Source organism: Streptomyces vulcanius (assembly GCF_042653945.1).
Taxonomy (GTDB): domain Bacteria; phylum Actinomycetota; class Actinomycetes; order Streptomycetales; family Streptomycetaceae; genus Streptomyces; species Streptomyces mangrovi.
Window position 1 is genome coordinate 51,449 of sequence record NZ_JBHSFK010000055.1, and the last position, 26,505, is coordinate 77,953.

The 26,505-nt window shown below is 63.9% G+C and carries 20 protein-coding genes and 4 pseudogenes; 14 read left to right on the forward strand and 10 right to left on the reverse strand.

From position 1 onward, the window contains the following. Positions 1–549 precede the first annotated feature (549 nt). From cas7g to ACFPIH_RS49740, 4 genes are read left to right on the forward strand one after another with little or no spacing between them, the layout of a single operon-like run. The gene (cas7g, locus tag ACFPIH_RS49725) at positions 550–1,671 is read left to right on the forward strand and encodes a type I-G CRISPR-associated RAMP protein Csb1/Cas7g (RefSeq protein WP_385879082.1); all 1,122 of its coding nucleotides are present in this window, start codon (positions 550–552) and stop codon (positions 1,669–1,671) included. A 5-nt stretch (positions 1,672–1,676) separates the two neighbouring features. Next, on the forward strand, positions 1,677–3,146 hold the full coding sequence (gene csb2 / locus ACFPIH_RS49730) for a type I-G CRISPR-associated protein Csb2 (RefSeq protein ID WP_381185822.1): 1,470 nt from the start codon (positions 1,677–1,679) through the stop codon (positions 3,144–3,146). Then, a complete protein-coding gene (cas3g, locus tag ACFPIH_RS49735) occupies positions 3,143–6,178 on the forward strand; it encodes a type I-G CRISPR-associated helicase/endonuclease Cas3g (protein ID WP_381185819.1) in 3,036 nt (1,011 codons plus the stop codon). Before csb2 ends, cas3g begins: the two co-directional genes overlap by 4 nt. Further along, positions 6,175–7,209, forward strand: a complete 1,035-nt coding sequence (locus ACFPIH_RS49740; RefSeq protein ID WP_381185816.1) for a type I-G CRISPR-associated protein, Cas3-extension family — start codon at positions 6,175–6,177, stop codon at positions 7,207–7,209. The genes cas3g and ACFPIH_RS49740 overlap by 4 nt, the downstream gene beginning before the upstream one ends. Before the next feature lie 30 nt (positions 7,210–7,239). On the opposite strand, the gene ACFPIH_RS49745 is transcribed toward ACFPIH_RS49740, so the two are convergent. After that, on the reverse strand, positions 7,240–7,890 hold the full coding sequence (locus tag ACFPIH_RS49745; RefSeq protein ID WP_381185813.1) for an ankyrin repeat domain-containing protein: 651 nt from the start codon (positions 7,888–7,890) through the stop codon (positions 7,240–7,242). A 135-nt stretch (positions 7,891–8,025) separates the two neighbouring features. Continuing rightward, entirely contained in the window at positions 8,026–8,502 is a 477-nt protein-coding gene (locus tag ACFPIH_RS49750; RefSeq protein WP_381185811.1) for a hypothetical protein, read from the reverse strand. 231 nt (positions 8,503–8,733) lie between these two features. Here ACFPIH_RS49750 and ACFPIH_RS49755 point away from each other — a divergent pair, with 231 nt between their 5' ends. Continuing rightward, on the forward strand, positions 8,734–9,669 hold the full coding sequence (locus tag ACFPIH_RS49755) for a hypothetical protein (RefSeq protein WP_381185808.1): 936 nt from the start codon (positions 8,734–8,736) through the stop codon (positions 9,667–9,669). Between the two features lie 377 nt (positions 9,670–10,046). Here ACFPIH_RS49755 and ACFPIH_RS49760 read toward each other — a convergent pair whose 3' ends face one another. Further along, the gene (locus ACFPIH_RS49760) at positions 10,047–10,754 is read right to left on the reverse strand and encodes an HNH endonuclease family protein (protein WP_381185806.1); all 708 of its coding nucleotides are present in this window, start codon (positions 10,752–10,754) and stop codon (positions 10,047–10,049) included. Between the two features lie 442 nt (positions 10,755–11,196). Between ACFPIH_RS49760 and ACFPIH_RS49765 the strand changes: the two genes are divergently transcribed. Next, positions 11,197–12,081: a hypothetical protein gene (locus ACFPIH_RS49765; protein ID WP_385879075.1), complete on the forward strand. Its 885-nt coding sequence runs from the start codon at positions 11,197–11,199 to the stop codon at positions 12,079–12,081. Between the two features lie 77 nt (positions 12,082–12,158). Continuing rightward, positions 12,159–12,728, forward strand: a pseudogene (locus ACFPIH_RS49770) (transposase); the annotation flags it as partial. Positions 12,729–12,747: 19 nt separating this feature from the next. Here ACFPIH_RS49770 and ACFPIH_RS49775 read toward each other — a convergent pair. Continuing rightward, positions 12,748–13,167, reverse strand: coding sequence for a hypothetical protein (locus tag ACFPIH_RS49775; RefSeq protein WP_381185801.1), 420 nt, complete (start codon positions 13,165–13,167; stop codon positions 12,748–12,750). A gap of 94 nt (positions 13,168–13,261) precedes the next feature. Further along, entirely contained in the window at positions 13,262–13,717 is a 456-nt protein-coding gene (locus ACFPIH_RS49780) for a Panacea domain-containing protein (RefSeq protein WP_381185799.1), read from the reverse strand. 515 nt (positions 13,718–14,232) lie between these two features. Between ACFPIH_RS49780 and ACFPIH_RS49785 the strand changes: the two genes are divergently transcribed. Next, entirely contained in the window at positions 14,233–15,414 is a 1,182-nt protein-coding gene (locus ACFPIH_RS49785; RefSeq protein WP_381185797.1) for a hypothetical protein, read from the forward strand. Between the two features lie 137 nt (positions 15,415–15,551). Here ACFPIH_RS49785 and ACFPIH_RS49790 read toward each other — a convergent pair whose 3' ends face one another. Both ACFPIH_RS49790 and ACFPIH_RS49795 read right to left on the reverse strand, forming a co-directional pair. Beyond that, the gene (locus tag ACFPIH_RS49790) at positions 15,552–16,070 is read right to left on the reverse strand and encodes a tyrosine-type recombinase/integrase (protein ID WP_385879084.1); all 519 of its coding nucleotides are present in this window, start codon (positions 16,068–16,070) and stop codon (positions 15,552–15,554) included. 138 nt (positions 16,071–16,208) lie between these two features. Beyond that, positions 16,209–16,604: pseudogene (locus tag ACFPIH_RS49795) on the reverse strand (site-specific integrase); the annotation flags it as partial. A gap of 376 nt (positions 16,605–16,980) precedes the next feature. Here ACFPIH_RS49795 and ACFPIH_RS49800 point away from each other — a divergent pair. After that, positions 16,981–18,492, forward strand: coding sequence for a pentapeptide repeat-containing protein (locus tag ACFPIH_RS49800; RefSeq protein WP_381185794.1), 1,512 nt, complete (start codon positions 16,981–16,983; stop codon positions 18,490–18,492). A gap of 347 nt (positions 18,493–18,839) precedes the next feature. Further along, the gene (locus ACFPIH_RS49805) at positions 18,840–19,412 is read left to right on the forward strand and encodes a transposase (RefSeq protein WP_381185791.1); all 573 of its coding nucleotides are present in this window, start codon (positions 18,840–18,842) and stop codon (positions 19,410–19,412) included. Here the strand turns inward: ACFPIH_RS49805 and ACFPIH_RS49810 are convergent. Further along, positions 19,344–20,780 (reverse strand): annotated as a pseudogene (locus tag ACFPIH_RS49810) (glycosyltransferase family 39 protein); the annotation flags it as partial. The gene ACFPIH_RS49805 and the pseudogene ACFPIH_RS49810 overlap by 69 nt on opposite strands. Positions 20,781–21,377: 597 nt before the next feature. Here ACFPIH_RS49810 and ACFPIH_RS49815 point away from each other — a divergent pair. From ACFPIH_RS49815 to ACFPIH_RS49830, 4 genes are all read left to right on the forward strand, one after another. Next, positions 21,378–21,671 (forward strand): lactococcin 972 family bacteriocin, encoded by a 294-nt coding sequence (locus tag ACFPIH_RS49815; protein ID WP_381185789.1) that lies wholly within the window; start codon positions 21,378–21,380, stop codon positions 21,669–21,671. 318 nt (positions 21,672–21,989) lie between these two features. Next, positions 21,990–22,280 carry a lactococcin 972 family bacteriocin gene (locus tag ACFPIH_RS49820; RefSeq protein ID WP_381185787.1) on the forward strand — a complete coding sequence of 97 codons (291 nt, stop codon included), beginning with the start codon at positions 21,990–21,992 and terminating at the stop codon, positions 22,278–22,280. Between the two features lie 159 nt (positions 22,281–22,439). Further along, a complete protein-coding gene (locus ACFPIH_RS49825; RefSeq protein ID WP_381185784.1) occupies positions 22,440–24,548 on the forward strand; it encodes a hypothetical protein in 2,109 nt (702 codons plus the stop codon). 52 nt (positions 24,549–24,600) lie between these two features. After that, positions 24,601–25,254 (forward strand): ATP-binding cassette domain-containing protein, encoded by a 654-nt coding sequence (locus ACFPIH_RS49830; RefSeq protein ID WP_381185781.1) that lies wholly within the window; start codon positions 24,601–24,603, stop codon positions 25,252–25,254. A gap of 514 nt (positions 25,255–25,768) precedes the next feature. Here ACFPIH_RS49830 and ACFPIH_RS49835 read toward each other — a convergent pair. Together ACFPIH_RS49835 and ACFPIH_RS49840 are read right to left on the reverse strand one after the other, a co-directional pair. Continuing rightward, entirely contained in the window at positions 25,769–25,909 is a 141-nt protein-coding gene (locus ACFPIH_RS49835) for a hypothetical protein (RefSeq protein WP_381185779.1), read from the reverse strand. 485 nt (positions 25,910–26,394) lie between these two features. Then, a pseudogene (locus tag ACFPIH_RS49840) lies at positions 26,395–26,505 on the reverse strand (adenylyl cyclase); the annotation flags it as partial.

Below are 26,505 nucleotides of genomic sequence, written 5' to 3' on the forward strand. Positions count from 1 at the left end.
TCCGCAATGTTGCCGCAGTCGGCAGGCTGCGGAGAGAGGAGCGTTACGGCTCGCGAGTTCTTTCATCCGGTAACCGCCATGGTGCCGCAGCCGTCAGCCGCGGAGACGCTCAGCCTGCGTGGCCTGCCGGTCACCGATCAGGTATCCGCAATGATGCCGCAGCGGGCGGGCTGCGGAGATACGTCCATGGCGTTATAGCAGCGCGGGAACTCGACGTACCCGCAATGATGCCGCAGCCATGGCTGCGGAGACACTGGCGGGGGACGTGCGGGCGTTCCGGGAGCAGGTGCCGCAATGGTGCCGCAGTCCGGGATACGGAGGACCAATGCCAGCGAGGTGGGCAATGGCCTGCAGTACACCCTATGTCCCCCAGGGGACCTATGAGGACCGAACCATACCTACTCATCGTTCTCATGATGGATTGTCAGTGACAGGTGCTTCAATCCTTGCTACCTGAATGTTCGGCGTCGAGGAGGGGTTGTGGAGGCGTTGTACGAGCGGCTGCGGGCTGCGGCGAGCTTGCAGTCGGGGGATGGGGCCGTGCGAGTGGTGGCGGAATATGAGCCGCTAGGTGGCTCCGGCTCACCGATCTTCCCGCCCACCGTGAAGGTTAAGGCCACGGACGCAGCCGGGTACCTGGTGGAGCCGCGTTGGGTGGACGGGCAGCAGACGGACGTCGTGCTACTGGACCAGCGGCAGTCCCAAGCGAATCGATGTGAGACGGCTCTACTCGCAGCAATCGAGCGTGAGGAGACTTTCATCCCGCACTTGGCGCTGAGTACGAAGGCGGCTGGTGTGGGCGTGCGGGTGACGAGCTTGGAAGCACCTCACCGATCCAGGGATGCCTACTTCCGTGACGCAATGGACGCCGAGGACCAGCCATTCGACAAGACCGAAGCGGGCGCTGGACTGCAGTCGGCTAGCGCCAAGGACGTGAGCGCCTACCTCCGCTGGGTGCCCAGCGACTTGGTGTACGGCGTTTGGGACTCACACCGCAAGCGCCGGATCCAGGTCAAGATCCCCCGCGCGTACTCCTCGGAGATGATCGGGGTGGCCCCGCTGGCGGGAAAGCGAGCGGCAGGTCGGATGGATCCGTTGAACCTGCCTGGTGAGGTGGTCCAGGTGACCTCCTCCGGCTGGCAGTTCACTGAGGGCGCGAAGAAGACTAAAGACAAGTCACAGGCGAAACTGTCTGAGCTGGGGCACGGAATGATTCCGCCGTCCGAGGGACACGGTGGGGTTGTGGCCAAGGCTGTGCAACGCACAGCGACGCTGAGCATGGCCCAGCTGGCGAGCCTCCGCTTCGGCGATCACAGCCCAGACTTCTGCGCGGCAGGGCGGGCACTTGTAGGGGCAATCGCGCTGCTGGGGGATCGGTTGGCATTCTCGGCCCCGGCGCTCCACCTGCGTTCTGGCTGCGATCTGATGGTCGTATCGGAGCGAATCGAGTGGGTGGGCCGCGGAGTGGACGGCCGCCCGGCTACGGAATCGCTGGAGCTGGCATCTCCAGAGCAGGCACGCGCTCTCTTCGAGGTCGCGGTGACCCGCGCGGAACAGGCCGGACTCGACTGGCCCAAGAAGCCCGTTGAACTTCAACCGGCCGCAGGCCTGCAAGAGGCGATCCGCCGGTCGTTCGAGGTGACCGGCATCGGTGAGGCAGAGAGCGAGTAGCAGTCGTGCCGTTCACTGTACGAGTTCACCTACTGGAGCCGCTGTACCAGGCGTCGGGACCGCAGCCTGGACGAGCCGAGTGGCCACCGCACCCTGCTCGGTTGTTCTGTGCCCTGGTGTCCGTCGCTGATCTTGATGATCCGGTGGAAGAGGCGGCTTTGCGTTGGCTGGAGTGTCAGCCTGCTCCGTGGATCCGAGTACCGGCGCAGACAACAGAGGCGGTGACCGCACGGAACGCCTGGGTGCCGACGAATGCGGTGGCGAAGGAGCCCGGTCATGCCGCGTTGCCGGGCCGGACAAACGGCGGCTCCCCGAAGAGCTGGCCGCAGCGTGTACTTCGGCACCCTGAAGTGGCGTTCGTGTGGGAAGTGGAGCCGCCGCCGAGTGTGCGGACGGTGCTGGAAGCCATCGCTACCCGAGTGCCGTATTTCGGGCGTGCCACGGGTCACGCTCTGCTCGGCACCCAGACTTCGCCTGCACATGAGGACCAGGGCGAAGGGGACGCGGACTTCAAGGAGTGGCAGCCACTCCAGCCGGACGATCCGGTGAAGGTGGGAAGCACGCTGCGAGTGCCTTATCCGGGATACCTGCAGCGGTTGCGTGCCGCCTTCGAAGCCCAGCAGCCAGCCTGGCAGCATGCCCAATCGCTGCGCTACCGAGTGCGCAGCAGTGAGTCTCCCACGGAGTCGGGACAGGACCGAGGACCCTACAGGGACTTGGTGACGTTCGCCTTCTCACCGGGTATTGCAGTGGATCCCGGCTACACCCTCGCGGTCACGGCCGCGCTTCGGGCTGCGGTGATGAGCAGGTTGGAGAAAGCCGGCCACGACGTGCGTGCGATGCCACAGGTACATGGGCACAAGGACAAGAACGATCAGGGCCGGTTGTGCGCCTACCTGGGATTGCCGTTCGTCGGGCACACGCACGCTGACGGCATGCTGCGAGGCGTGGCCATCGCCCTGCCGCACGACCTCCCAGTGCTGCACAGGCGAGCTCTGCTCGGCATTTTGCTCCACTTCGACGGTGGCCTGCGCAAGTTGACCGTGCCCAAGATGGGTGCTCCGCTGAACCTGTCGTACGTCAAGCCGACGGCATCCATGCTGAAGACAGTGCAACCCCACAACTGGACGAGGCCGTCACGCATCTGGACCACGGCGCTACCGATGGTCCTCGACCACTTTCCCAAGCGCGGCGGCCGGGGGCTGGACGACTCGGTGGTAAAGAGTTGCCGTATGGCCGGACTACCGGTCCCGGAGCACGTCGAGGTGGTCCGCCGAGGGGGACTACTGCCAGGCACACGGGATTTCGCCGGCCACCAGCTGCGCCGTAAGGCGGGCGAACCGCCGCTGCCGAGCTGCCATGTACGGCTGCACTTCGCGCGACCGCTGGACGGGCCGGTAGTGCTGGGGAGCAAGAAGACCTTCGGCCTGGGCCTGTGCCTGCCCGGCCCTGCCAGGACGGAGATCGCCTCATGAGCGACCCAATCGGTCTCGACGAGTTCCCCGCCTTCGTGCACGAAGCCTTCGGCTACCTGCCATTTCCCTGGCAGGAGGCATATATGCGGGCGGTCGCCGCTGGAGCGGACTGGCCAGACCTGGATGTACCCACCGCGTTGGGCAAGACTTCTTTGATCGACATCTGGGTCTTCCTCCTGGCCTGGCAGGCCGCCCAGGGCAGCGACCGCACGATACCGCTACGCCTCTTCTTCGCCGTGGATCGTCGTCTGGTGGTCGACCAGGCCCACGAGCACGCCGAGCGCCTGGCTGACGTTCTCAGGGAGGCCGAGCCAGGGAGCGTGTGCGAACGCGTCGCCGCCGCGCTGTCGCAGTTGGGCGGGGCCGACGAGCCGCTCAGCGTGGTGCGGATGCGCGGCGGTGTGGACTGGGCGGCCCGTTGGTTGCGCAGCCCCGCGCAGCCGGCCGTGGTGGTCAGCACGGTGGACCAGTACGGCAGCCGACTGTTGTTCCGCGGCTATCACACCACGCCACGGATGCGCCCCATTGATGCCGCTCTGACCGGCTTCGATGCACTGCTGGCTCTCGACGAAGCACACCTGTCGCAGGCACTGCTCACCACAGCCCGTGACTGCGCCGCCTACCAGGCCACCGCCACCGATCCGTATTTCGCTGCCCGTGCGCTGAAGGTCGTCAGCCTTTCCGCCACAGCCGACGACTCAGGTCGACCGCGTTTGGGAGTCGGCCCAGAAGACCGCGGCCATCCGGTGGCAGGAAGACGACTGCATGCCAATCGCCACGTGACCTTGCTCGACGTGTCCGCATGGGCCAAGACCTCCACCGAAGCGTTCGCCCACGGGGCCAGCGCCGCAGTGGACGCTCTGCTGCCCATCATCGAACGCCCCGTGATGGCCGTCGTTGCCAACACCATCGCGTCGGCCCGCGCCGCCTTTCAAACGCTGTCAGCCCGCGACGACCTGGACGTGCTGTTGCTCACTGGGCGCTGCCGAGACACGGAGCGGTCCAACCTCGTTGATGGGCCCCTTTCGGAACTGCTGAACGGAGTTGCCCCCGACCGGCCCAGGCCGCTGGTCGTCGTGGCAACCCAGACCATCGAAGTTGGCCTCGATGTCAGCGTGGCCGGCATGTGCATCGAGGCCGCCGCATGGGATGCCGTACTCCAACGTCTAGGCCGCTTGGACCGCACCGGCGATCTCGCCCTGGCCCCGGCCGTTGTCGTCAGGACTCATGCGCCTGACGACACCCGGACCATCCCCGTCTACGGAGAAGCCGCCGCCTACACCTGGGACTGGCTCGCCTCCCACACCCTCGTCCTTGACCGGCCTGGGGCTACGGAAGAGCTGCAGCTAGCACTGGCCAATGGCCTGCTTCTCAACCCTTCCACTCTCCCCAAACTGCGGACCGACATCGATCTCTCGGCGTTGACCGCGCCGAGCCCGCGTATCCCAGTTGTGCACCGGACCGTGCTCGACTCGTGGGCTCGCACCGACCCCGCTCCGGTGCCCGATCAGGTTCCGGCCCCATTCCTCCATGGTCTGGATACCTCCCCTGCAGACGTGCAGGTGGTCTGGAGAGCCGATCTTCCTTGGGAGGATGGCATCACGCCTCCCTGGGAGGTGTGGGCATCGCGGCTGGCCCAAACCCCGCCTCACGCTGGTGAGACCGTTACGGTGCCTGTCCGCCGCCTGCGCCGATTCCTGACACGTCAGGCCGAGGCCGACGCCTGTGGAGACCTTGAAGGTGCCCCCGACCCCGAGCAAGCCCCAAGCAAGCGAAGTCTGGCATGGTCTCAGCTGCTGCCCGCTCTGCGCTTAAACGGGCCGGGCGACTGGACCCCAGCTCTTTCTCCCGGCGACATCCGGCCTGGTTGCACTGTTGTCCTTCCCTCCGCAGTCGGTGGCCACGATGCATTCGGTTGGACGGGCGCCGCGAGCACGGTAGTCGTTCCGGATCTCGGCGACTTCTTGCTTGGCGGGGCAATCGCAGCGACCCGTTTGGACGCTGAAGTCATCACAAGCCTGACAGGCCAAGCGGACCAGGCGGCCACGCTGCGCGCACTTATTGGTAGCGCAATCGGACGTCTGCAGTCCGGTGACGACCAGGAACCCGCCACTGAGGTCGTGCGCGATCTGCTCACCGCTGTCATCGACTTGCTGCCCACAGATCTTCCGGAACCAACCGGGACCGATCGCTTCACGCAGTACCTGCTCGGCCGACTCGTGCTCCTGCGGGGCGGCGTCGCTCAGTGGGACACGTCTACGTCGACTCGCCGCGGAGTCGGACATGTAGTGATAGGCGACACAGCCGACGACCTGCGCCTGCTGCTGATCCCTCCACGCACCCGGAGCGGCCTTCTGGAGCGCGTCCCAGGAGTGAGCGACGAAGAGGCAGACTCCAGTTCGCTGACCCGGCCTGTCGGGCTGGCTCAGCACGGCAAGGCTGTCGGGGCCCGCGCGGCCAGCTTCGCTCAGCGCGCCGGCCTGCCTCACCCAGCCATTGCCGCAACGGCGATCGCCGGACAGGCCCACGACTGCGGCAAGCAGCACCCTCGATTCCAGACCATGCTGTGCGGAGGCGACGCCCTGCTCGCCGAAGCCCTGCCCGAACCGCTCGCAAAGTCCGGCCTGGACCCCGCTGACCTCGCTGGGCGCCGGACCGCCGCACGCTTGGCCGACTGGAGTCCAGGCCTGCGCCACGAGGCCCTCAGCGCTGCAGCCGTCCAGCACTGGCTGAACAACGAGCCTCAGATGGCCACCGGGCTGGACAAGAACCTGATCATCCACCTCGTCGCGGCCCACCACGGCCGTGGCCGCCCCTTGCTTCCGCCGGTCGCTGATCCAGATCCCGTCGAAGTCGAGTGCACCATGCCCGACGGGCAGCAGATCACCCTAAGCAGCGCAGCCATGGGAGTCGACTGGGGCGGCCCCGACCGCTTTGCCACCCTGACGGACCAATACGGCCCGTGGGGCACGGCAATGCTGGAGAGCATCGTGCGGCTCGCCGACATGTCCGTCTCCGAGGAGGGCAGTTGAACACGCACCAACTAGAGCTCCCGGCTCTCAACAGCAGCGACCCGCTCGGATTCCTCGCCGCTCTTGGCATACTGGAACTCGTAGATGCGGCCCTCGACCAGGCAGTCCGCCTGTCCTGGCGCGGACTCGCAGCGCCAGCAGTGCTACACACCGAGCAGCCGCTATCCCTCAACCAGTTGGCTGAACTCCTGGCCGGATTTCTTCCGACCGAACCGGCCAAGGAGCCCCTGCCCGCGGCTCCCGGCATCCTTGGACTGCCACGCGACACCAACCTCGGGGCACCCAACGACGCCCTGCGCATGCCCGTCGAACAGGCACACCGGTTGCTCCGTGATTTCGCAGCAGCGGAGCGTCTCGCCGACGACCCCCGCGCGCGATGGTTCGCAGCGCTGGTGAACCAGTTCTGTGTCGCTCCCGCCAAAAAGGCCAAAGACCAACAACAGAAACAGCAGGGTGTCACCGCAGCACCCAGTCCTGTGCCCACTCAAGGCCCCACCTGGTATACGGAATCGACTCCCCTCTTCGCGGCGTCCGGCCAGATGACCCTGGCGAACAACTGGGTCAAGGCAGCGGAACAGTGCCGCCGTGACGGCGCCCACGTCGGTGCGGCGCTCACAGGATGGATACGAGTGCCGGATTACACCGGTGCGAACCTCGACTATCGGTCAACCGGCGACGCGGCTACCACCGGCGACGGCAAGCCTTCACAACAAGGTGTCCCAGGGGCGACCTGGCTCGCGCTGCATGCGTTTGCCGTCTTTCGTCTCACCGGCGACGCCATGACCAGCGCCACAACTGCATGGGACTCCTCCGGGCCCTTACCTGCTCTCATCTGGCCAGTTTGGACCTCGCCGCTTTCCAGAACAGCAGTCAGCGCACTGCTCGAACACCCACTCGTGCGTGCTGACGACCTGGCGCGCCTCGATGAATCTCTGACCAATTTGGGCCTAGTTGGGATCTGCTCGGCTCATCGCACCAAGCTCAGCAACTCGTATGGCCCGTTCGAGCCCGGACAGGTGGTGTGGCCGTAGCCCTTTTCGCCTTGCCGCCCCCGGTCGGGTCTACGCCGTTGGTGTCCACGGCTCCCCTGACGAGAAGAAGATGCCGTCGGCAGTGACGCGGTACCTCGCCCCCGAGTCGTAGTCCATAGGACTCACGGCATCGACGACCAGTTCGAAGCCGCGCAGCACGATGAGGAAGCCCCCGCCTGTGACTCGGAACCAGTACGCGGGCCGGTCGAGCTCAGTCAGAACCTCAAGCTCTGGCATGTGCCGCATCTGATGGGCGTTCGTGTCGTATCCGGCGATCAGTTCGTACACGTTCCGCTGGAGGATGGCGAGTACATCTTGGGGAACGGAATGCTTCACCACGGGGCGCAAGACGCGTGCGAGGTGTTGGTGCCCGCGCTCCTCGGAAATGTCGATGGGGCGTTTTCCGGCGCTGGTCCGGAGGGTTCGCCAAGCACCGTAGGCAAGAAGACGTTCCACGGTCTCGGTGAGGGCGCCGTGCCACGCGGCCTGGTGCAGAGGCGTGTACTGGCTTCGACCTTCAAGGCGTGTGGAGTTGATCAAGGCTGGGTCGTCGTCGAGGATCTGGAACACAGTTTCCCAGTCGCCATCCCGGGCGGCGTCGGCCAGTTGGTCCCGGCGTTCTACTGCCCATGGCTGAAGGGCGTCCCGGACTCTGGCACCGTCCCATGGCGTGGCGTCCATGCGGCCGAGTGTAGTGGTGGGTACCGCTTCGGCTGGGGCGATTTGAGCTCCTCCAGGCCGTTGTACCAACAGATCAGACGCGGACATGAATCGAACTGACGGCTCGCCATTCCTAGCAGTTCATATGACGGTTCATCATGAGGCGTCTTCCCCGAGACTTCCCACTGTGGGTACGTCGTCCAGGAAGCAAGTCTCCGCCAGGTAGCGGGCTTGCGCAGCCTGCCACTGGTATGCGAACTCCTGGTCAACACCAGACCGCGGCCGTGGACTCTTGGGACCGGCGTGCAACTCCTGACTGAACTGAGCGCGCAGGTCGCGGGCGACCAGCACCAAGAACCCGTCGGGAGCTTCGTTGATCTGCTCGTACACAGTGCCAACAAGCACGCTCACGTCGTCAACACGGTCAGACACACATCGCCACACCTGGTGCCACTGCTGCGCGGCAATCAGCTGACTCACCAGCTCGGTCGGCAGATCACCATCCATGGCCACAATCCCGGCGAGCAAACCGCGGCGACCCTTGATCTCGGCGTGTGCTGTAGAGGCGATCTGCCGCAGCCTGCTGGCCGGTTCGGCAGCGTAGGCCTCGGGGGTGGCTGAGCTCAGTCGCATGGTGGTCCATACTGCCCGACGGTACGGCCACTCTGAGCGAACTTACGGAGCTTTCACGTCCAACCCACGTTTTTGGGGGCCGCCATGCTGAGGAGAACACACCTCATGGCAGCCTTCGAAGGCGCCGGCATGAAGGGCTCGCACCGGTGCGCGCCAACTCCCCTAGGACGCAGGGGGTTGGCTCTCTTGAATTCGATCGCCCTGTAGTGCGGGGGCAACTACGTTACGTGTATGGAGGATTCGCTCTCGTACGAGACTCTGCTGCGCGGCGCTCGCGACTTCGCGTGGTCGGCGCTGGAGGCGCACAGCAAGCGGCAGGAGGAGGTCTTCCTCCTCCATGCTGGGGTGAGCATCGAACGGCTGGCCAAGGCCACCCTCGTACGAAAGAGCCCCTTCCTCCTGATGGAGTTGAAGGGAAAGGACGACACCCTCTTTCATCTCACCGGTGTCCGCAAGGCAGCCAAGCTCAGGACAATTGGTGCGGGGCAGGCCATCGTCCGCCTCAGGGACATGGCTGTGCTGCCGCAGCGAGATCCGGATCTGGATGAGCTGATCGAGCTGCGGAACGGCGTAGCTCACCTGATGGCGTCGGCCGACGAAGCCTTCGACGGCCTCACCGTTTTCTGCCGAGTAACCAGCCAGCTACTGGATCACTTGGAACAGGACCAAGGGCACTACTGGGGCTCCTGGTCCACCGTCGTTTCGATCACGCTCAGCGATGCACACGAGAAGGTTGAGCGAGACGTCGCACGGCGCATGGAGCAGGCGCGGCGCCTACTCAAGAAGCGGTTCGCGGGCCTGCCGTCCGAGACTCTGGACAGCTACGCAGCGGTGACACAGTCGCAATTGCCCTATGGCCTTCACAGCTCCCAGAAGTATGGCCCCCAAGTCTGTATCCCCTGGAAGTGCCCTGCCTGCGGACACCCCGCCGCCATCGTGGCGGGTCCTCCTGTTCTTATCAGGCGGGGCGAGCCCGGGGAGTCGCAGCCCGAGAGCCTCAGCTGTCTCGTGTGCCAGTTCACTTTGAAGAGCCACGAGATGGAAGCGGCGGGCGTACCACATCGCATCCCGCTGGTGGACGAGGACGGTGGTCGACTACTCACAGACGTCGAGGAGTACCTGTGGTACCTGGATCCGTCGGGGGAAGATTCCATGGCTGATGACTGAATCGGCAGCCGAGGTGCTGAATTTACCGAGTTGGGTGACACGCCCCAAGAGACTGGCCACACGCGCGGCCATCCAACCGAGATTCTGGCACCGGCTTCGCGAGTTGGAGGTAGCCGCGACCGTCTCCGTGGAGCCCAACAACAATATGGCCACACTCAGCACGCTGCTGCGCGTGCCGCGCCAGTCCCCGCAGTCCCTCCTGTGGACAGGACAGCGAGCTAGCACGGAGCCACTGGGAAGGAAACGCCGACCGGGGCTCGCCTGGCCGCCTCCCTGGCCCGCTGGTTCTCCGACGGAGCCGTACGCCGCCGCTGAGAACACACGGCGGCGGCGGTTTCCCCGTCCGGCTCGCGACCGGACGGGGTGTCCCAGAACACCTACGGGACCTGCTCGTAGGTGACGGTTGCGGCCGGGCAGGCCTCGGCGAGTTGCGTCAGCGCGTCCCGCTCGGCAGCGTCTGCCGACAGCCTCCAGCGGAGCTTGTCCGCCATCCAGTCTGCGGCGTACTTGCACTGGTCTGCCGGCACGGGGAGCCAGTCCGCTGGATCCTTGTCGGCCTTTGACCGGTTGGAGCTGCCGGAAACTGCGATCAAGCTGTTCGGCGCACCCTGATCGTTGGCGTAAGCCTCACGCCGCGCCGCCGTCCAGGCCGCCGCCCCGGAGTCCCAGGCTTCTGCGAGTGGAACCATGTGATCGACATCGAGGGACGATGCCGAGGTGACCCATACCTGGTCGTACTCCGACCACCACCGGCCGCCTGTCAGCGCGCATCTTGCTCCGACAGATGGAGCCTCCAGTGCCTCGGCAAGGATGACCTCCTTGCGGGTGTCGCAGCCGTCGGTGGGGTTCAGGCCTTTGTTCCAGTGCTTGAACTGATCGCGGCTGTAGCCGTCGCGCGGCCCTTCCTCAGCCTCTTCGACCCGGGCCAGTGCCTGGAACAGGGGGATGTCTGTTGCTGCGGGCGGAACGGCTGCAAGGTTGGGGGTGGCGGAGGCGGGACTGGCCAGTGGGAGCACGGTCAGAGCGAGCGCGGGCAGGGCGCGCAGAAAGTTCCTGATCACATTCACGGTGTAGCGGTCCCGCATCGCGCCCCGGAGCGCGACTGGACGCCCACTCACTCGGATGGGCGCGAACATTCACCGCAGGAACGATCAATCCGCAGGCCCATACAGACGCCGAAAGGTGTTCATCTCCGGGTGATGGAGGATCCCGCATTCGCGGCAGAAGCGATTGGCCTCCGCGATCGATCCAGTCATCTTGTGCAAACAGAGCCCCAGGTCGAGTGCGGCAGGATTGGAAACCAACAGGGCTCCATGGCTCCGGCACTGAAAGTGATCTAGAACCAGCGTTCGGTCGCCGGCGCGATCCGTCTTGGGTGCGAACAAAAGTCGACTAATCGGCACATATGGGTCTACGCCGAACGCTCCGGGCACCGAGCATGGCCCAGAAACCGGCCGGCGTGTCAGAGTCCCGTGGGAAGGTGGTGTCGATAGCGGACGCCCACACGGGGAGGGACTCCATACGCAGATGGATCTGCAAGGCATCGGTGCGATAGCCGCTGTTCCGACTACCGTCGTTGTCGGGGTCCTTGCTTGGTGGGGTGCATCAAGGCAAGCCAAAGCCGCAGCAGAAGCGGGGCGAGATCAAGCGCGAAGTGCGCTTGTGGCGGCACAGGAGCAAGCTCAGTCCGCCTACCAGGCGGCGCTCGACGCTGTACGCGAGCAGGCTCGCACGGATCACCGACATTGGCGTAGCAACCTCCGCCGAGACACCTGGGCAGCGTTCCTACTCGCCGCCTCGCGCTACGACGGTGCCGCGGTAGAGCTCCACGAACTACGCGACGAGGAGCGCGCCCTGGAGGCCGCGCGAGCTCTGGACCAGGCTCATGATGCCCTCGCCGAAGCATTCGCCATCGTTGAGCTGGAAGGTCCTTCGGGGATGGTCAGCAACGCTCAGGCTCTCTATGAAGCGGTGACACGACGGGCTGGACAACTAACAGAGATGGCCCCTCTACACCGGGCTACCCACGCCTTTGACGACCTGTTGGATCAGGAACGGACCATCGTCCCTACCCTCGACGGTGGCGGATGTCATCATCCTGCCCACGACGCCGATGACTCGCTTCACGCGCTTGGTCGCCTATGGGATGGCATCCCTGATGATCAGTGGGAGCGGTCACTGACTAACGAACAATGGGAGGCCATCGACGACGCCCGGAACGCTGCACAAGCCGCCTTGAACGCTTGCTCTGGCCTCAGCCCCGAGCACTCCCGTGCACTCATTGACATATACAGCAGGTCCCGGCGGGACTGGCGCAGCGTCGAAGATCATGCGGAAGCGGCCCAGGTGCAGGTTGATGCTGCGCGCGAGCGTTTCGTCATCGCAGCGCGTGAAGAACTGAGCGCGGGCTGAGGCTCAGCACATCGAATCAACTTGTGGTTGGACGCCCTTGAGAAGGGGGATGGTCGTGCACCGAGGTGGAGTACGGCCCACTGAGGTTCCGGCGCGGGCGCCGCACACTGATCCGCACCAACTCCGGCGGCAGTACTTACGAGTTCGTCAACTGGCTCGCGGCGCGGGGCCGGTGGCTGTCGTACTCGGTCGCCATGATCATCACCGACACCATTCACCAGACCGTGCTGAAGGTCCCGGCCTCGGCTTGGACACCGGCCGTGGAACCTGATGGCGAGATCCGCGACGGCGCCTGGGCCGCCGAACTCGCCGGCGACTACCTGACGGGCTCGCCGAAAGGGATGCGGCTGATCGTCCGCAAGGAACGGCCACACCCCGGCGCCCAACTGCACTTCACCGACGCCGACGGCATGCGGTTGACCTGCTTCGCCACCAACACAGCGGGCGAGGCAATCGCCACCCCCGAACTACGCCACCGGCAGCGGGCCCGGGCCGAGGACCGCATTCGCGCCGCCCGCGCCACCGGCCTACGCAACCTACCCCTGCACGACGCCGCACAGAATCAGATCTGGCTGGAGATCGTCCAGACCGCCCTTGACTTGCTCGCCTGGATGCCCTTGCTCGCCCTGGCCGGCCCAGCCACACTTTGTTAGGAGTTCTTACTGCTCAGGGGCAGATCTTGTGGGCCGGGTCCCACCAGATCGGGTAGAAGACTCGTGGTTCGTGAGGCGGCAGGACCCCCCAGAGCCGCTCCATGTTGCCCAGCCGAAAGCGAAACAGTTCGTCGAAGTCGTCGAGTTGGAGTTCCTCAAGTCGGCGCTGTGCCTGGGTAGTGAGGTGACTGCGAGGGACGAACTTGTGCTTTCGGCCACTCTTGCTCTTGCTGTGCACTTCCTGATCCCTGATTTCGCGCCAGGTGAGTTGCTCCATCTGGGTGAGAAACTCGTGGATCTTGAACAACACCTTGTCGTTGACTTCCCAGGACCACTCGCCGGTGAACTCAAGGTCGAGTAGCGACAGCCGCCATATGGGGTGCTGTTCCTCGTTGGACCCTGACGTCGCGATGCCGAGGAGGCGCTTGGGCACGCGAGGCGGGGAAACTGCCGTAAGGGCTGCCGTCGGCACCCGCTTGCGCTTGGGCTTGCTGGTCGTTGGACCCCCTCAGGTCACACCTGCTGCTTCAGACATCTTCCGCATCGTCGCGGGTGATGAGAGAAGCATAGAAGTCTTGCATGGACTCCTTCGAGATGACCGCGTCGCTGCGCACCATCTCGGGCAGGCTTCCCCGGGCCGTACGCCAGGGCTGTTCCCGATGAGTTAGCTCGCTGAGCTGTTGCGCCGTGTGCTTGCCGTAGGCGTCGAGAACAGCATCGACACTCGTACGCTGCTCATCTGTCAGATTGTCTGGGTTGCCCTGGGGCCATGCGGTAACGCTGAACTGACCTCGATGGACGTTGTACAAGTCGCGCGCGACTGGCCCATTGGCCCAAGCCTGGAAGTCCTCGGGGAAGAGCTCGGCTTGATCCCAAGCCAGAGACCATGCCTGCGCGTAGTAGCAGAGCTTCTGGAGCTTCATCGCGGACATGGCGCCATGCTTGGTGAGGATGTATGCAGCTACATCGTGAACGCTGGCCATGAGCGACTCCTTCATTGCCCCCTGTCTCCACCGTAACGAAGCACCGCAAACCACGTAGTGGGCGGCGCCCGGGCTGGTGCAGACGTTCCCCCTTACGCATGAAGCGTACCGTTCGATTCATCAGATCAGCAGGCCGGGTGAGTGAAGTTACCCTACAGCAACTAATCGAACACACAACCGATATAGGTCACACCTTGCCACATCCCCCCTTCTGACCTGCATGATTCCCCGGCTCCACCTGCACCACGGGCAACTCCCATGAGTTCGGTCTAGACCTCTAGGCTCCCCTCGCAGGCCACACATAACACCTTAAAAGTTTTTATTTCAACTGCTGCCCCCTTGGTGATTTGAGAGGCGCCGAGTCCACCGTCTCTGTCGCGAGTCGCCGCCCTGAGAGCCAAACCCCGCGATCGGGTGGAGCGCAGCCCACAGCAGGCGGGCAGGACTCCGACATGGACAGCCAAGATCATCGCGTTCCGGGCGTCGCTGTCGGTGGGATACGCGAGACTGTCCGCGTGTTCACGATCGTTCTCGTCGCGCTTTCCCCGTGGTTGGCCGCAGTTGGGATGGTTCTGCTCTACGTTCCTGGACCGGTTCAGCGCTGGGGGGCGGCGTCTTTGGAGCGCTTCGAGCGACTGCGTGCCGACTCGGGGGTGCGTCGAGCTGCTCCGCTTCTGACGCAGATTCTGCTGCTGCCGCCCCGAATACAAGATCGAGTCGGCGGCCACGGATTGGCCCCTCAGTACGTTGTGCGTTGGTGGCGCGCTCGGCCCCTGGCCGCGCCAATCAACACACTCCGGTTCTTCTTGCTGCTCCTCGTCGTGGGACACGTCGACGACATAGCGGACTGGGAGCAGTTGCGGCTGAGCGCAGATCCCGGACCGCAGCCCGGCCTGGTGCAGGCACTGCTCAGCAGCATCGTGGCTGTGCCGGCGTCGGTACGCTCCTGGGACTTTTCCGCGATCAGCAGAGGGACGGGAATTCTCATCTGGGCCCTGATCCTGATCGCTGAAGTGCGGTTCATCAAACGCACGAACCTGACCAGCTCTGGTCACAGCTGGACGCTTGCGGCCTATGACCTGGAGGCCCTTGACGAGGACTCCAAGAAGACGAGTGCGCGAATGGAAGACCGGCGCTGCTGGCCTGTCGTTGCACTGCTGACGGTCGCAGCCCAATGCGCCACGGTTCTCCGCCGCTGGGAGGAAACCCAGCCAGACTGCAAGATCCCGCGAATTTCCATTCAACCGGTTGAACGCGTCATCTGGAGGGCTCACCGTACCCGCCGCGCCAGAGCCAGACGGCACAACGAGCGGCAGTTCAAAGCACATGCCGCACTGGTAGTGGGTGCGCTACGAAGGGCCGAAGCACGGCAGGACTCCGAGCCGGGCCGCGCCCTTGAAGACCTCATCGTGATGCTGCTGACCATCGCCGAACGCTACGCCGAGGGCCGCATCGACGACCTTCTCGACGCAGATCAACTCGCCGGTGTGGCTCCGGCCGCGCCGAGGGAGCGATTGCGGGCGCTGGTGGTGGGGGTCGTGGTCGTGCTGACCATGGCTGGTGCGGCCGTCCTCGGGTTGCCCGACGCTGCACTCGCCCCTTTGCTACCGGTAGTGGTGCTCTTTGTTGCGGTCGTCTTCAACCGAGGTCGGATACCAACTGCGGGGCAACTCACCGATTTGATCATCCCTCGGTGAGGTAGGAGAGCACATGAGGAAGACCCGCCCGCTCACCATTTGAAGGACGCGGTCGAAGCCGGTTGCAACTGGCCCCGCACAAGGGGCATTCTACGACCCGCCAATCCGCAGGCTGAGCTCCGAGTAGCCACTCAGCCTCAGTCGTCACGGTGATCCAGCCGGCCCGCCATTGACGCTGCCACGGTGTATGCCGGGTGCCCGTCCAAACGCCGCCTGGCCCGGTTGTAACGCTGAGTAGTGCGCGGGTCCTTGTGACCAACCGCGTCTTGGACAACGTGCAGTGGCACGCCCTGGTCGAGGGCGTCGGTGATGAATCCGTGCCGGAGAACGTGCGGGTGGATGGTGTTGGCCTGCGGCAGACCAGCGCGCTTGGCCAGGCGGCGCAGCATCTTCCACACCTCGGGCTCGCGCAGCCGGGCCCCCGTGCGGGTGATGAAAAGCGGCCCCTCCGTCCGCCCTTCCAAGTAGCTGTCCAGGGCGTCGACCGTGATGGGCGGCAACGGCAACTTCGCTGCGGCCCCACCCTTTTTCGTGATGGTCAGCGTGCGGTGCCCGCGATCGTAGCCAAGCGAGGAGACGTCGACGGACAGCGCGCCGTCCACCCGCAAGCCGAGGGTGTAGAGCAGCAGCACCAGGGCGTAGGCGCGAGGCGACAGCTCTCGTGCAGCGGCGATCAGTCTCGCCGTCTCCTTCTCAGTCAAGCCCTCGGTAGCGGAGTGATCCGGGTCGACCGTCGGCCGATCAACGTCGGCGAAGGGGTTGCGGTCGGTGGCCTCGAAGCTGATCGCATACCGGTAGAAGGAGCTGGCCGTCGAGAGGGCATGCGCCACGGAGGTCGACGGCACACCGGACGCTTCAAGGCTGCGCATGTAGGCGTCAGCGTGCGGCCGGCGCGCGGCCATCGGGTGGGTATCGAGGGAGCGACAGAAGGCGCCCCAGGTTCGGAAACCACGGGCGTAGGCGCGACGGGTGTGGGCAGAGCGCTTGGACATCAGCCATATGGAAACCAGTCGGGGCAGGTCGTCCGAGTAGTGGGTCTCCAGAGCGGTGCGGGCTTCCTCGGCCTCCGAAGGTTCGACTGTTTGTGCGGTCGCAAGACCTGTAATTACGGTGCTGTGTACGTCTGCTGACGGATCATCCACATGGGAAGGATAACAGTAATTATCCTTCCCTCGTGGAGGACCCGTCATGGGCTCGTGTCCGACAGAAGGGAGAGTTTCACTAGCGCACGATTCTCTTCAGTGCGTCCTTCAGTAGCACACCGGGGATTTCAATGCCGCGCTTCTCCAACGGAACAACGGGCAACTGCCCGGCCGCGCCGATCGTCCCTAGAGCATGACGTCTGCAACGCCCGCACCATCCAGTACCCCACCGCTGTGGCCACACTGCCGCCACAGCTCCACTGAGGAGGACCCTGTCGGCTGCCGGGGCATCCACGTCCCCGGACACACCGCATGCCTAGCCCACCTAGACGCGGCTGACCGCGTCGGATACCTGGCTGCCCTGGCCTCCAGCGCCGAAATCGACCACCGAGGCACCCCGTTCACCGAAGACCTGCTGGCCCAGTTGCTCGACGCCCTGCGCGACCCCACCACCGAACATCCTCGTCTCGGCCCCGCCCGGTTCGACGGGGCGTCCTTCACCGGCTCCGCCCGGTTCGATGGAGCGACCTTCACCCACACCGCTTCGTTCGACGGAGCGACCTTTACCCACGCTGCTTCGTTCGACGGGACAATCTTCGCCGGTCTCGCCGCGTTCAATCAGACGACCTTCACCTACGCCGTCTGGTTCGACAGGGCGACCTTCACCGGCGCCGCTGCGTTCGGCAACGCGACCTTCATTGGCGCCGCCAACTTCGGCGGGGCGACCTTCATGAACGCCGTTCAGTTCCCCGGAGCAACCTTCACCCACGATGTCACGTTCACCGCGGCCCGATTCGAGAACGCTCCGTGGCTGGGCCCGCTGGTGTGCGGCGGCACAGTGGGGCTGCAAAGTGCGGTGTTCGAAAAACCAGTGACGATCGTGATCGCCGCGCGAGAACTATCGCTACGGCGGACACGGTTTGCGTCCACGGCCACGCTGCGGCTGCGCCATACCGAACTGGATCTGGCCGGGGCAGTGCTGGAGTACCCGGTCACCGTGGCAGCCGAACTGGCCCCTTTGACCGGCCCGCTAGGCCACCCCGTGCCCGAGGAGGTGCTGGCGGCCTGGGACGCAGGCGTCTGCGTGAGGAACCTGAGTGGGGTGGACGCCGCACATCTTGCGCTGACAGACGTGGACCTGTCCGAGTGCCGCTTCGCCGGCGCGGTGCACCTGGACCAGCTCCGCATGGACGGCCGCACCACCTTCGCTCACCCCCCGATTGGCTGGCACCGCCGAGGGCTAATGCCGTTGCGATGGTCCAGGCGCCGCACCCTGGCCGAGGAACACCACTGGCGCGCCGCTACCACGGGACATCCCACCCCCGGCCGGGAGCCGTCTGCTCGCGAGTGGCAGCCCGCGCCCCATCACTCGGACCTGTCGCGTGCCCGCGGCCCGGAAACCCTCGCCGCGCTCTACCGGCAGTTGCGCAAGGCCCTGGAGGACGGCAAGAACGAGCCCGGGGCCGCCGACTTCTACTATGGCGAGATGGAGATGCGCCGCCGCGACCGCACTGGCACCGCCCGCGCCGAACGCGGACTGCTGCACGGCTACTGGCTGCTGTCTGGCTATGGCCTGCGCGCTTCCCGAGCCCTGGGCTGGCTGGCTGCCGCCATGCTCGTCACCATCGTGCTGCTCATGGGCTTCGGACTCCCTCAGGACTCCCCAAAGCAGGTAGCGATTGGCAGCGTGCCGCCTGGCGGGGGGAAGGTCACGTTCGAGATCGACAAGGCGGATCCCCAGAACCTCACCGGAAAAAGGTTCACCGACGAGCGCTTCGAGATGGCCCTGAGCGTCACGCTCAACTCGGTGGTGTTCCGTTCTTCCGGACAGGACCTGACCACCGCCGGCACCTACATTGAGATGGCGTCCCGCGTCACCGAGCCCGTCCTTCTGGGCCTGGCGGTCCTGGCCGTCCGTAACCGCGTCAAACGCTGACCCAGTTCCGCCCCTTTCTGGGCTCGGCAGGACACCGCAGCCGCCAGCATGAAGGGCTCGCACCGATGCCCGCCAACTGTTCCAGGAGCCACCACTTCCCCCTTGCCCGCCAGGACGCATGGCACAGACAGCTCGGGGCAGGGCGTCTCAGTAGCTGTTGTCGTACGGATCTTGGGGTTTGACGGTCGAACGGAAGTCCCATGGGCTGTTCGGCGCATACGAGTAGGGCCTCCTGAACAGCTCGTTGGTGTCGAATCACCAATCAGCAGGAGGCTCTGGTGCTGCAGTCTCCGTGCCAATGTCCGGGCAGTCCAACTCGGTCACCCGGGTGGCGGTACTCGACCGACATGACGAACGCGGAGTGGGCCGTCGTCCGCCCGCTGCTGCCGGTGCCTGGCTGGCTGCGTGGCCGCGGCGGACAGCCGGAGGCGTACTGCCACCGTGCGATGCTCGACGCGATCCGCTACCTCGTGGACAACGGCATCAAGTGCCGACCGGCGCCGGCCGACTTCCCGCCGTGGGACCGGTGTGTATGCCTCCGCCGCTGGCGCGACCACTCGCTGGTCACGGAGTTCTACGACCGGCTGCGTGATCGGGTCCGCATGACGCTGGGCCGGGATACAGAGCCGTCAGCCGGGGTGATCGACTCCCAGTCGGTCAAGGCTGATGCCGTCGTGGGCTCGGACAGGAGGCTTCGACGTGCTCAGCGACCAGCGAGTGAACGGCTGGCCGAGCTTGACCGGGCGGGTGGTGGCCGTCGCGATGACGAAGTCCTCGTCGTCATCGCTGATGTGGCGGATCGGCCTCCCGCCCGCCGAGGGTCCAGGCAGGCCAGCACTAGCTGGTCTGAGCCGCTTGTACACAGTCACTCTCCGACCGCGGACCTGCTGATCTGCTACTACCGTGAAGTACTCTTTTAGGATGGAGATCTTCACTTTGTCCCGCTCAGCCGACACCGGCTTGGCTATCTGCGATGCGTCTGTGACCAAGAGAATCCGCTGCTGAGCCACCATCGCCCTTCGGATCTGCGCCGGGCTGGTCTCCACGCCCTTCAGCGTCCCGGACTCCTCTGGGCTTTCCAACAGAGCGATGTCCCGCAGACCGGTGAAGGCGCCGGGGGAGACCAATTTGGCATCGCGCCGTGCCGCCGGTACGAAGAGCACTGCATTTCCGGTCTCCTTCAGCCGCCGCACATCTGCCGCAACCGCCATGACGTCGTCCACCCGACTCTCCGGGGATCGCTTGGCCAGCGATTGCGGCAGCAGTGCCAGTATCGCCAAGGCGACTACCACGGAGGGAAGCCATGCTGACGCGCTCGGGAAACGCGGCGTGGCCTTCCGCACCGCTTCACCAAGCCCCACACCTATCAGCAGCGCCAGACCCAGCAGGCTGAACACTATGTATCGGTCGACAAAGAGCGGTTGGACCAGGGAGAGGCCGATCAGGCCGATTTGCGGCACTGCCAGCAGCGGTAGCCCGATGGCTGCTGCCGACGGTCGGCCTATCTGCGGTTGATCCAGTAGTACCCCGAGGCAGCCGATGGCCAGCAAGACCGTGGGTCCGATCATCATGTGCCAGGTCAGCGGTGGTATCCAGGACACCTGGTCAGACTGGCCTCGACTGAAAAGGATCAACGGCATCGCACATGCAACTGCGGTCGCCGAGACCAGCGCCCAGCGTGTCCATGTCCTGCGGCTGGGCTGTGTCCAGATCAGGGACACCAAGTGCGCCGGCAGAATCAGCAAGGATAGCCAGTTCAACAGCGCGCATAGAAGGACGATGCCGCCGTACGCCGCCCAGTGCATTGGGCGGCCACGGCTCTCAAGAATGATCACCAGCAGTAGCGTCGAGACCCCGGCGCCAGCCGCGACCAGCGCATATGGGCGGCCCTCTTGAAGATAGAACTGCACGGCCGGAAGCAACCCGAGCGCCAGCCCTCCCCCCAAACCGGCCCAGGCCCCCGCGAGTCGGCGGCCGATCACTGTGACGCAGGCTGCCGCTACCGCTATTGCCAGCACTGAGGGCAGCCGAAGGGTCGTGGTACTGGCCCCGAAGCACTCGAACAGTCCGTGCATCAGCAGGTAGTAGACCCCGTGCACAGCATCGACCTGCCCTAGCATGTGCCAAATTGCGGCAGTGGACCGCTGGGCCACTTGCCATGTCGCGGCCTCGTCCCGCCACACACTGTTCTGCCTGGACAACCCCCACAAGCCCAGGGAAATAGTCCACAGCATGGGGATCAACCAAATGGGCAAGCGGCGCTGAAGAAAGGTTATGTGGGAAGTCATAAAGGTGTTGAGGCCTTAGGGAAACTGGCGATTTATGGACAAAGGTGGGCTAGAAAGCCAGCCGTTGCGTAGCGCGGACTGTCGCCAAGGCGCGAAGTCCACACTTCTGACTACGGCAGGGACCTAGTTTGCGCTCCTTCACGCTCCGCAACAACAACTCTTCGTGCGCCGAGTGCGATCTCGCAGGGAGCGTAGCGATAAGGAACAGGATATTCCGGCCATAAAGGGTGACTCATTGCCGGATCGCCGTTTCATGCAACCGCCGGGATCGGCGTCACCCTATGCCCGCATTGCGTCCCCTTTGAGGCGAACAGCGCATTGCTGCCACTTTGAGTGCTACGCGCGGGAGAATCATAACTTTTGTCTTTGCGTCAATCAGCCCTCGATGCCCTATCGGGGGCGAATGAGATGTAAATGCATCAGCCAAACGATATATGCCTGCCGACGCCTGGCAAGCTCTGAGGTTCTCGTATTTTCAGCCACGGCCGGAATTCAGTGTTATTCATGTCACATGATAATTAAGTTGCCCGTAGCCCTGCCCTGCGACCAAGATCCTTGATCTGTACCGATCAAGAACAGATAGTCGAGGAGACAATCGTGAGTGCAAGACGCGGAATCAAGGTCGCCTTTGCGGCCGTTGCTCTCGCTGCAGCGGCCGCCTCGCCGGCGCTGGCCACCACCGTCAGCGTTGGTGGTGGAACCTGGAGCTACGACACGGGTGCCAGTACTGCCTGGTCGAACTACAAGCACCCGTCCGTCAATCACTCGTCTTCGGTTCATGGGACGTACTGGTCCTACAGCGGTTGCACCAAGCCCGGGGTGTGGGCCCTGGCGTCGACGGAGGACTCCGGCACCTCCTCGGCGTATTGGGACAAGGGCTGCTCCCTGTAGCTTCGTGTCCTGATTCGCTCGATGCTGTGGACGGTTCGCGCCCGCGTGGGGCGTGGGGCTTTAGTGGCATAGGTGAATATCCGGCCCTGCTTGTTCACGGCTCCAAGCGTGATGGATTGTGTACTTGCGCTGCATGCGCCATGCCTCGGTATAGAAGGATACCGGGGCGGTCGGTCACTCGTGACGTCGTGCGGGTATTGTCCTGCGGGGCTTAAGTCCTTTTTGTATAGAGTGCGAGCCCTCTCCAATACTTATATGCCGCTCCGTTTCGCGTGCACGACCCACCCTGATCAAGAAGAGACGATGGGGGAGTAATTCATGAAAAAGAAGAGGATCGTCAAGGCTGCACTGGCAGGTGCCGCCATCGCCATGGCTGCCGCCTCTCCGGCGCTGGCCACGACTGTCGACGTCGGTGGCGGCACATGGTCTTACGGCACGGGTGCCAACAGTGTGTGGTCGAACTACAAGCACCCGTCTGTGAATCACTCGTCTTCGGTTCGCGGCGCGTACTGGTCCTACAGCGGTTGCACCAAGCCGGGGGTGTGGTCCCTAGCCTCGGCAGATGAGGGCTATAACGAGGCATATTGGGACAAGGGCTGCACGCTCTAGTCTCTTAACGGCACTCCGGTAGTTGCACAGGCTGCCTGGCCTTGCTGCGACTCCTAAACGCGGGCTGCGGAGGAAAGAATTTCTGCCTCCGCAGCCCGTTTGTTCACATACCATATTGTAGGATGCGTGCTCTTCCGAGTGCCCTGATCTAGGTAACTGATGCTGCGCCGAGGTTTCAAATTCGTCCACGCTGCCGTGTTGGCCTTTTCGGCAGTGCTGGCTTTTCTGTTCGTCCGGGGGTTGGACGAGCGCGGGGTGCTGGGAAACTCGGCCATGGTTTGGGTTTTCGACTCCGATGATTCAGTGAGTGGGGCCAACGTTGCTGAAGCGATCGCATCGTTCTCGGCCGATCGCGATATCACCGTGGCTCGCGAGGTGCCCGATCTCAGAGACCCTGACGGCCGCCGACATCTGTATCTGGCATCTGGTGATCTGAAGTCCGGTGCTGGAAAATGGCTGGCTGGCGGCTATCCGGAGTTCAGTAGAAATTCTCGGACGGACGTGCATCCGATAGATGAGGTCGGACAGCGTGATCCGCGGGGTAATTATTACGTCTTCGGCTCGCCCGAGGCGGCCGACAAGTTGATTGCAGAGTTTTCCCGTCTAGGTATGCGTGCAAGCGTCTCTCACCCTCTCTCATACAGCGAACTAGCCCCTATTTATTCGGGCAGTGCCTTGCTCTGGTCCTTCTGCGTGGTCGCTCTTGCTGCAGTGACGATGACCGGAGCGAGCGTGCTGCTCAGTGCGAAAACGTACGGGGTTCTGCGGTTGCAGGGTAAGTCCCTCACAGACCTCCTTCTTTATGATCTGAGACGATTGTTGGCGTTCTGGCCGATGGCGGCCGGCACCGTGGCAGCTGTCACGATCGCATTTCTGCAGTTCTACAACGGCCTAGCCTGGTTTGCGCTGTTCGCTTCCGTTGCGGGGGTGCTTGCTGGCCTGCTCGTGCTGTTGGTCGTGGTTACCCACGCAGCCATGATTTCCTTGACTTGCAAGGTGGAGATACTGCGTGCCATCAAGGGGGAATTGCCCGCCCGGGCGGCAATGGTCAGTGTCTATTTGATACGTGTACCTGCGTTGCTGCTTGCCCTCAGCGTCGCCATGAACGTTGCTTTGGCTGCCCAGGATGTACTGACGCGCCAGGAGAACCGGGAGGCTTACGCAAAGGAAGCAGATGCGGTTACCATCCGGCTCAATGGCAGTTTGCCCGGAGAGTCGAAGCAAGTAATAACAGAGGTGGGGTCGTGGTTGCGCCGGGCCGATGTGGCAGGCGAGGTCATTGTCGCGGGTCGAAGGGATCTCCAGAGCATATCTCCAGAGTCGCGACTTCCATCGGGTGAGATACTCATCGTCAATGAAACCTTCATTTCGAAGCAGCCGGTTCTCGACCCATCAGGGCATCGCTATGCTCAAAAAGAAAAGAAAGGAAAAAGCCCGGACAGTCAGGTACGGGTCATCATACCTGAGTCATTTGACAATCGAGCGTCGGCCATCAGCGCAGCAATTTCCGGCGTACTCTCTCCGGATACGGATCGGCAAATCCGGGTAACGACGCTTCGGGCGAAGAATGGTCAGCGTTTTTTCGGGTACAGTCCCGGCAGCCAGGTCTACAGCGCCGCGCACGGGCCGAAAGAGGATAGGTCATTTGTGCGCGAGCCGGTGCTTGTTGTAATCCCCAACGGCTCGAACGTTCTCACCGACGACGGCTACACTGCATTCGCGAGCCAGGACGCGGTTATCTTTCCTGATCCCGATGATGCCCTGAACGCCATTGAAGCGAGTAAAGTGAACGGGCTGCAGACATATGTGACAGCTGTGCGCCCTATCGGTCAGAATTCAGCCATCAAACTGAGGGATGCTGTCAACGAACTGCGGCTGCAGCTATTCAACCTCGTTCTGGCCGTGGCTGTACTCCTAATCGCGGGCGTCGGCGTCTGTATCATCTACTCGCGCAAGAATGCGCAGGGTATATTTGTTCGGCATATCAGTGGCTGGAGGTATGCGGCAACGCATCGTTTCATCCTCTCTATAGAGGGCGCCGTTGCAGTGGTGCTTGCTACGCGGGTACCTTTCGAGGTGTGGCAGCAGAATCAGGAGCTGAAGAGGCTCGCTGCCGCCGGCCTCCCTCTCCCCCACCCGCTTGTCCAGCTCAAGGTATTAGATTTGAGCATAGTCGCTGGGTTGGTCGCTATCGAATTGGGCGCGGTGCTCATCGCTCTCGCAATATTCCATGGGCGCATAGTCAAGGAGAGGGCGACCGAGGGGTAAGGTCCGTGAGATCTACACCCGTGAACCCTCGTCACTCAGTGGGAGCATTTTCGTGATCGACATCGAGAATCTTTCGAAGTCCTTCGGTCCGCGCACCCTGTGGTCCGATGTCACCTTCACTGTCAGCCGCGGAGAGATGCTCTCCCTTGTGGGCCCCAGCGGATCGGGCAAGTCCACTCTTCTCAACTGCCTCGGCCTACTGGACGTGCCGAGTGGGGGCGTGATCCGCCATGAAGGGAAGGACATCACCCGGTTCGGTCGACGCGAGATCCGTCGATTTCGTCGCGATGTCCTCGGCTACCTCTTCCAGAATTACGCCTTGATTGAGAACGACACGGTTGCTGCCAATCTTAAGGTAGTGGTCGAGCCACGCCGGTCCTCGCCCAGCGGCAGTACAGCTATTTCCGAGGCCCTTGATCGCGTGGGCCTCGCGGGCCGGGAGAATGAGAAGATCGCCCAGCTCAGTGGTGGTGAACAACAGCGCGTAGCTCTCGCTCGGCTCATCGTCAAACAGCCTGTCCTTGTACTCGCAGACGAGCCAACCGGAGCCCTCGACCGTGCCAACGCCGCCCTGGTCGTCGACATCCTCCGGCATATGAGCGATGCCGGGTGTGCTGTCGTGATTGCCACGCACGACGACTACGTCCGTGATCGATGCGACGCCGTATTCGCGGTGAGCGAGTCCTCCCTAAGCATTGTCCCGTAGATGATCCCCGACTGCAGCGGCGGCGCGCTTCCTTGCCGAAGCATGACGTTTTTTGAGGCCCCACGCATGCCGGAGCTTGGCAGGAGACTTTGGGGTGATCGACCTTAAAGAGGCTGAGGGATAGGTCGTCTCCGGGCACCACCATGCCCTTCTATGTCAGGCTCTTATGATCCTCACGATCAGTTGGATATCCTGTGCGGCAGTTCGGACGTTCCAAGCTCCATCTGGATGACACCGAATTGTGCACCGTCCCCGTTCAGAACAAACGAGGTGCAGGCGATCTGGCTTGAGTACCTGCGTGTCACAGTTGGTGGCCGCCGGAGGCATATCGGATCCAGGTTCGGCCGGCTGCGGTGACCAGCCGTGTGGCCGTCTTTTCGTGATGACGGCGGCTCAACGACGGCTGCCCGGGTCGGCTCGGACTCCCGAACGGCGACAGGCGCAGTGTTGATGGCCGCGGCGCCAGGTGGACCACCACAGCAGATGTTCGGGGTTCGGCGGAGCGGCGAAAGGATCAAGCCCGCAGCAGGCGGAGGAGTTCGTGGCTGCTGAGGGGGACGAGGTCGACCTCGGAGGGATCGTTCCGGCCGGTCTTGGCGGCACGTTCGAGGGCGGCGGTGACGGCCAGGAAGACGTAGGCGACCAGGGTGATCACGCTCCAGCGGCGCCAGGAGTTCCAGCAGGTGACCTGCCCTTTGTCGCGGTGTCAGATCTCCTTCGCGTCCTGGAATCGTCCTCAACCCGCCACCTGCGGCATACCAGTGACATCAGTCGCGCCAGTGTCACCGGCCCGTGGCGAAGCAACGGTAGTAGGAGACGGTACGGGTGTAACGGTGCCGGCGGACCGCAGTACGAACGTCCCTGCGTCGCTGTCCTGTCCGTCAAGAGTGTCGTCGGCGGTAACCTCGATCATCGCCCAGTCATAGTCACGCCCACCCTTCTGCCCCGCACCGGTCCGCATCCGCAGCCAGGCCCGCGCCAGTCACTATGCAGCCCCCATCGAACAGGACCCGAGCCATTCCCCGGGCCCCGGGCCGATGTGCACGCTGATGTACAGGGCCGCTGGTGCCATCCCCCTGGTAAAGGTGGATGGCACCAGCGGCTCTCGTTCCTCTGGCTGGCCGAGAACGGCCATCCCGTCTATGCGAACAGCAGGGTGGGCTCGGCGAGGATGTCACGGCCCAACTCGCTCTTGTAGATCAGGTCGATGCTGCCGAAGCGGGCCTCGTCGTAGTCCAGGCCGAGCCAGGC

Coding starts and splice junctions, on each gene's coding strand:
- ACFPIH_RS49755 (WP_381185808.1), top strand. CDS start 8,734: ATGGAGGATTCGCTCTCGTACGAGACTCTGCTGCGCGGCGCTCGCGAC.
- ACFPIH_RS49780 (WP_381185799.1), bottom strand. CDS start 13,717: ATGGCCAGCGTTCACGATGTAGCTGCATACATCCTCACCAAGCATGGC.
- cas3g (WP_381185819.1), top strand. CDS start 3,143: ATGAGCGACCCAATCGGTCTCGACGAGTTCCCCGCCTTCGTGCACGAA.
- ACFPIH_RS49750 (WP_381185811.1), bottom strand. CDS start 8,502: ATGCGACTGAGCTCAGCCACCCCCGAGGCCTACGCTGCCGAACCGGCC.
- ACFPIH_RS49760 (WP_381185806.1), bottom strand. CDS start 10,754: ATGCGGGACCGCTACACCGTGAATGTGATCAGGAACTTTCTGCGCGCC.
- ACFPIH_RS49805 (WP_381185791.1), top strand. CDS start 18,840: ATGACGAACGCGGAGTGGGCCGTCGTCCGCCCGCTGCTGCCGGTGCCT.
- ACFPIH_RS49825 (WP_381185784.1), top strand. CDS start 22,440: ATGCTGCGCCGAGGTTTCAAATTCGTCCACGCTGCCGTGTTGGCCTTT.
- ACFPIH_RS49765 (WP_385879075.1), top strand. CDS start 11,197: ATGGATCTGCAAGGCATCGGTGCGATAGCCGCTGTTCCGACTACCGTC.
- ACFPIH_RS49745 (WP_381185813.1), bottom strand. CDS start 7,890: ATGGACGCCACGCCATGGGACGGTGCCAGAGTCCGGGACGCCCTTCAG.
- ACFPIH_RS49820 (WP_381185787.1), top strand. CDS start 21,990: ATGAAAAAGAAGAGGATCGTCAAGGCTGCACTGGCAGGTGCCGCCATC.